Source organism: Pseudomonas onubensis, from assembly GCF_965653655.1.
GTDB lineage: Bacteria > Pseudomonadota > Gammaproteobacteria > Pseudomonadales > Pseudomonadaceae > Aquipseudomonas.
The window spans coordinates 1-1,019 of record NZ_CBFHAZ010000213.1; the positions used below are offsets into that span (position 1 = coordinate 1).

Annotated in this window: 1 protein-coding gene; it reads right to left on the reverse strand. The window is 57.9% G+C overall.

What is annotated here, in order from left to right; all coding sequences use genetic code 11:
- The coding region (gene ltrA, locus ACTD9P_RS29610) for a group II intron reverse transcriptase/maturase (RefSeq protein WP_498371984.1) at positions 1–975 on the reverse strand (975 nt) is incomplete at its 3' end.
- Positions 976–1,019: the final 44 nt, after the last annotated feature.

A 1,019-nucleotide genomic window follows, 5' to 3' on the forward strand; every position in this document is an offset into this window, starting at 1 on the left:
GAGTCGATCACGCAAGCGGCCCAGGCTCATCGTTGCCACTCTTAGCCTCGGCTGTTGATGCCAGCTCATCCCGTAACCCAGGTAATCGCAACCCCATGGCCGTGCCACGTGGCTCTTTTCCCGGTTCAGCGTCAGTTTCAGACGCTGATTCAGGAAACGCTCAACTCCGGCCAGCACTCGTTCGCCTGCACGGCGACTACGTACATAAATGTTCGCATCGTCGGCATAACGAACGAAGCGATGGCCCCTCCGCTCCAACTCCCGATCGAGTTCGTTGAGCAGGATGTTCGACAGCAACGGCGAGAGCGGGCCGCCTTGTGGCGTCCCTTCCTGCCGTCGGCTGTCGATACCGCCCGACATAACTCCCGCTTCAAGGTAGCGGCGGATCAGTCTGAGTACGCGTTTGTCTTCGACATGACGCTCAACTTTGGCCATCAACACGTCGTGATTCACTCGATCAAAGAACTTTTCAAGATCAAGTTCCACGCACCAGCGGTAACCCGCTGCAACATGGTCACGGGCTGTTTCGATGGCTTGATGGGCGCTTCTGCCCGGACGAAAACCGTAGCTGTAGTCCGAGAATAGAGGGTCAAAGATCGGCGTGAGCTGTTGCAGCAGCGCCTGCTGGATCAGGCGATCCACGACATTGGGAATGCCCAATTGGCGTGTTCCACCCTTGGGTTTGGGAATTTCGACAGCGCGTACACCTTGCGGGTGATACTCGCCGGCCAGCAACCGAGCTTTGAGGATCGGCCAATACTGTTTCACATAGCCCGCCAACTGGTCGACCGTCATACCATCGGCACCCGGTGCGCCCTTGTTGCTGACCACGCGTTGATACGCACGCTTTAGGTTGGCGGGTGCGAGCACCCGCTCCATCAGCGTGTTCGGCTCCGCGTTCGTCCACGTCACAGACGTCGCCGATGTTTGCGCCCTGTCAGCCGTCATCCTCGGGTACCGTCCGGGACTTGGGATAACAGTTTTCTCTTGGAGAATATTCTGCGTTTCAACATTCAGCG